We start from the raw sequence: 4776 nt of genomic DNA on the forward strand, positions 1-4776 counted from the left end.
GGCACAGACCGACGTCACCGGCGTCTGGGGCGTCCCCCGCCGGCGCCGCTACCGCGTCTACCTCGCCGGCCTGGCCTGGGACCTCCTCCTCATCGCCGGGCTGACCCTGCTGGTCGGCTACCTCCCCCTGCCCGACCTCGCCAAAGCCGTGCTGCAGGCCCTCATCGTGACGGTACTGCTGTCCATCCCGTTCCAGCTCCAGGTCTACATGCGCACCGACCTGTACTACGTGCTCCGCGACCTGCTGCGTGCCCACAACCTCTTCGACGACGGCCTGGCCTATGCGGCCTACCTCAAAGACCGGGCGCTCGCGCGGCTGCGCCGCCGCCCCTTCAGCCGGCCGGACCCGACCGCCGGGCTGCCCCCGCACGAGCGGCGCGCCACCCGGGTGTACTCCGTCTTCCTCATCGGCGGCGCCACGATCAGCCTGGGGTCACTGGCGGCGTTCGGCCTGCCGATCGCCATCGGGGCGGTGGCACGCTCGGCCCGAGCCATCGCCGGCGGGCTGAACGGCGGCCCGGTCCTCCCCGCCCTCGACTCGGCCCTGTTCCTGCTCATCGAGGGTGGCATCCAGTTGCTGTTCGCGGTCACCTTCGTCCGCACCCACCGGCACTGGTTCCGGCGCCGTGGCGTGCCGGACCGCCCCACCGCGCCTGCCGGCCACTGATATCCGCCGGGTGATGAACGGTTCATCGACCCCCGGCGCGGACGGCCGGGTACCCGGCCCGGTGGCCGCCGCCCCGCACGCGCTGTTGTCGCACGGTAACGGCCACCGGCCGGGCACGCCTCGCCGCAGGACGCCGGTCATCCTATCTATGCGGGTCAGCCCGGCGATCGCAGGCGCCTTGACAGCCGCATCGGGCTCCGCGACGTTGGATGTCTGAGGTTCGTCGAATCGTTACAACCACTACTGCTCGATGAGCGGGTGGGTCGCGACCCGGGCGCCGGCTCCGCTCAGGGACATCACCCTCTCACCGGGACGGTTCACGGCCGGCGGCACCCGTGAACGGGACGGCGACCTCCACCTCCCACAACCTCACATCCTCGCTGGAGTGCTGCATGGGTCTGCCCGTGAACCGGCGTCACTTCCTCACCACCGCCGCGGTGACCGCCGGTACCGTCGCGCTGCCGCCGGCCGTCTTTCCCGCCCGGGCCGCCGCGGCGGTGCCGCCGCAGGTGACACTCCCCCAGCGCGGCATCTACGACACCAGGCCCGCGACGCACTGGTCCGACGGCTTCCTGACCGGCAACGGCGAGTACGGAGCGCTGTTCCACGGCGCGCCGGCGCTGGAGAAGGTGGTCTTCAACCATCACCGGTTCGTGATGCCCAACGGCACCCGCGGCCTCACCCCGCCGGTGTACTCGGGGGTGCTGGGCCGGGTCCGCGACAAGGCACTCGCCGGGGACTACGCCGGCGCGACCCGGGACTTCACCGCCGGCTGGAGCCTGCGCAACACCCAGACGTTCCACCCGGGCTACGAGCTGCAGATCAGCACCCCCGGCGTGACCACCACGAACAACTACGCCCGGATCACCGACTTCACGACCGGCGAGGTCACCTCCACCTGGACCGACGGCTCCGGCACCTGGACCCGCCGGGGGTTCGCCTCCCGGGCCGACCAGGTGATCGTGCACGAGCTGGCGCCCGCGCCCGGCCGGACGGTCGACGCCACGTTGAGCGTCAACGCGGCGCTGGACGGGGTGCCGGGATCGGTGGGGTTCGCCACCCTGGCCACCGTCACCGGCGCCGACGGCTACCTGAACCTGCGCGGGACCTACCCGTCGGGGCAGGGGGCGTTCGGCTACGAGGGCGTCACCCGGGTCGTCGCGACCGGCGGGTCGGTGCGGGCGAGCGGCGCCACCATCGTGGTGTCCGGGGCGACCAGGCTGGTGCTGCTCACCAAGCTGGACCGTTACGAGTCGTCCACCACCTGGAACGCCAAACCGCTGCACACCGCGCTGGCCGCGCTACCGGCCGACTACCTGGCGCTGCGCGTCCGGCACGTGGCCCTGCACGGCCCGCAGTACGAGCGGTCCCGCCTGGACCTGAACGTGAGCGCCGCCGACCGGCAGCTGTCCACCAGCGAGCTGATCGGCCGGCAGAACGCGGCCCGCGACGTCGTCGACGTGGCGTTACTGGAGCGGATGTACGACTCCGGCCGGTACCTGTTCCTCAGCTCCAGCGGCGTGCTGCCGCCCCGGCTGACCGGCCTGTGGTCGGGGGCCTGGAACGCGGCCTGGGCCGGCGACTTCACCACCGACGCCAACGTGAACTTCCAGGTCGCCGGGGGCAACATCCTGTCCCTCACCGAGGCCATGCGGGGCTACTTCAACCTGATCCTCGGCCAGCTCGACGACTGGCGGCTCAACGCGCGCAACCTGTACGGCGCGCGCGGCCTGCACGCGCCCAGCCGGACCGATGGCGAGCACGGGCGCATGCTGCACCTGGACTACGGCTTCCCCGGCCACACCTGGACCGGCGGCGCCGACTGGCTGCTCTACCCGCTGCTGGAGTACTACCAGGTCACCGGGGACACCGCCTTCTACCGCGACAGCGTGGCACCGGTGCTGATGGAGCTCGCCCTGTTCTACGAGGACTTCCTGACCCGCACCGACTCGGGGGGCAAGGTGGTCTTCGTGCCGTGCTTCTCGGTGGAGAACGCCCCCGGCAACACCGGACGGCAGCTGTCGATCAACGCGACCGGCGAGATCGCCGCCGGACGGCACGCGCTGCAGGCCGCCGTCGACGCCGCCAACACCCTCGGCGTGGAGCAGGGGCAGGGCCAAGGCGTGCAGCGCTGGACCGCCCTGCTGGCCAGGCTGCCCGCCTACCGGGTGAACTCCGACGGCGCGCTGGCCGAATGGGCCTGGCCGAGCCTGACCGACAACTACGACCACCGGCACGCCCAGCACATGTACGGCGCCTTCCCGCTGCACGAGATCAACCCCGAGGACCGGCCCGACCTGATCGGCCCGGCGCGCCGGGCCCTGGACGTGCGCGGCGACGAGAACCTGTCCGCGCACGGCGCGATCCACCGCTGCTTCGCGCGGGCCCGGCTCAAGGACGGCCCCGGCTTCTACGCGAACCTGCGGAAGATCCTCGGCAACAACATGGTCTTCCGGTCGCTGATGACCTCGCACAACCCGGGCCTGGACATCTACAACGCCGACGCCGCCAACGCGCTGCCGGCGATGCTGGCCGAGGCGCTGGTGTACACCCGCCCCGGCGTGCTGGAGCTGCTGCCGGCGCTGCCCGACCAGCTCGGCAAGGGGACCATCACCGGGGTGCGCGGCCGCAACCGGATCGCCATCGACGCCCTCAGCTGGGACATTCCGGCCGGCACGGTGACCGCGACGGTGACGTCCGGCACCGCGCAGAGCGTCACGCTGATCTGCCGGCGCGGCATCGGCTCGATCACCACCACCGCGCCGGTGAGCGCCTCCCCGCTCGGCGACCACGCGCGGATCGTGTCGCTGGCCGGCGGGGTCCGGACCGACATCACCGTACGGCTGGCGCCCCCGACCGGCGCGAGCACCGTCCGGCTGGTGAACCGGAGGAGCGGCAAGGTGCTGGACGTCAACGGCGGCTCCACCGCCGACGGCGCCGCGGTGATCCAGTGGGCGTGGACCGGCGCGGCCAACCAGCAGTGGCGCACGACGCAGAACGCCGACGGCTCGGTCCGGCTGACCGGCGTCGGCAGCGGCAAGGCGCTGACCAGTCCGAACTCGACTCAGGGCACCGCGCTGGTGCAGGCGGCCGACACCGGCGGCGCCGGCCAGCGGTGGAAGCTGGTCGCGGCGGCCACCAGCGGCTACCACCGGGTGGTCAACGCCGGCAACGGGCTGTGCCTGGACGTCGAGGGCGGTTCCACCGCGGACGGCGCCCGCGTCATCCAGTGGCCGGCCAACGGCGGCACCAACCAGGAATGGCAGATCATCACCCTGTGACCACCGCCCGGCCGGAGGGTACGGCACCGGCCGGCAGCCTTGCATGGTCGGCTGATGGCATCTGCGGATGGTGACCGGGCTAACGGTGATCAGGGTCAAGAAGTGCGCGCTTTTTCACGCATTCGTCCAAAATATCCAGGATCGAGACCTTTTCAAGATCCAGATCGGGGCTTAAGATCAACGATCATGGACGCGGATCCGGCGTCGATGTGGCCCTACGGGAGGCAGAGATGAACAAGTCCGAGCAGCAGCCCACCAAGAAGATCTCGCTGGCGATCCGGCGGCTGGAGAAGGTGGAGACCACCACGGCCCGCAGCACCAACGGCTGATCTCACCCCAGCGATATGAGGCCGGCCCGGCCCAGCCGGGCCGGCCTCTCGTCATTCGTCACGTCGAGTTGGACGGTTCTTCGTGCACCACCCGCGTATCAAGCGTGTCCATCAACCCCTGAGCCTGCCCGGCGACCGCATCATCGTCGGTCTCATGCAGCAGGGCGTGGCCGCCGAGATCCAGGACGACGCGGACGGCTCCATCGCGCGCCTGATCGTCCTGATGGACGGCACCCGGACGGTCGAGGAGATCTGCGACGCGTTCGCCCGGACGCATCCCGGCGTCGCCGACGAGGACGTCCGCGACGTCGTCCAAGGCCTCATCGACCAGGGGTACGTCGAGGACGCGGCCGCGCCGCTGCCCGACAACCTCACCGCGCGCGAGGCCGGCCGGTACGCGTCGGCGAGAAACTACTTCGCCTGGATCGACACCCGCCCGCGCGACTCCCCGTACGAGATCCAATCGAAGATCAAGGACGCCAGGGTGGCGTTGCTCGGC

Annotated in this window: 3 protein-coding genes; all 3 read left to right on the forward strand. The window is 71.3% G+C overall.

What is annotated here, in order from left to right; genetic code table 11:
* On the forward strand, window positions 1-667 hold a 667-nt coding region (locus Sru01_RS34920), incomplete at its 5' end, for a hypothetical protein (protein WP_203995138.1).
* Between the two features lie 392 nt (window positions 668-1059).
* Window positions 1060-3948 (forward strand): glycosyl hydrolase family 95 catalytic domain-containing protein, encoded by a 2889-nt coding sequence (locus Sru01_RS34925; RefSeq protein ID WP_203995140.1) that lies wholly within the window; start codon window positions 1060-1062, stop codon window positions 3946-3948.
* Window positions 3949-4431: 483 nt separating this feature from the next.
* Window positions 4432-4776: PqqD family protein (locus Sru01_RS34930; RefSeq protein WP_203995142.1), on the forward strand; the 345-nt coding region annotated here is incomplete at its 3' end.

The organism is Sphaerisporangium rufum, from assembly GCF_016863395.1.
In the GTDB taxonomy this organism is placed as follows: domain Bacteria; phylum Actinomycetota; class Actinomycetes; order Streptosporangiales; family Streptosporangiaceae; genus Sphaerisporangium; species Sphaerisporangium rufum.